The 333-nt window shown below is 64.3% G+C and carries 1 protein-coding gene; it reads right to left on the minus strand.

Translation table 11 applies throughout. The features are described 5' to 3' along the window. A partial coding sequence (locus tag ACTJKT_RS31250; protein ID WP_440790418.1) for a contractile injection system protein, VgrG/Pvc8 family occupies positions 1–333 on the minus strand: 333 nt, incomplete at both ends.

Here is a 333-nt window from a genome sequence, read left to right on the forward strand (position 1 = left end):
TTTATAGGCCGCTTCCAGTTGCAGGCGCGGCTTCTCGAAGTCGTAGTCGCGGCGGGTGGTGCGGCTGGTGCGGGTTTCCAAGCGCAGGTTGAAACCCTTGATCACCGGCTCGTCGGCAACCATGCCGCTGCCCTGGATATAGGCGGTGGGCTGGCCGAGCTTGGGGAACACCGTCTGGTCGTCGCCGAACACCAGCAGGTGGCCTTGCGGGCTGTGCTGGAAGTGGTAATGCAGGCCTTCCTCTTCGCACAGGCGCTGGATGAAGTGCAGGTCGGTTTCGTCGTACTGCACGCAGTAGTCGCGGTCCGGGCACGGGGTGCCGAGCTGGAACCG

It is taken from the genome of Pseudomonas sp. 22526 (assembly GCF_052044735.1).
GTDB classification, from domain to species: Bacteria; Pseudomonadota; Gammaproteobacteria; order Pseudomonadales; family Pseudomonadaceae; genus Aquipseudomonas; species Aquipseudomonas piscium.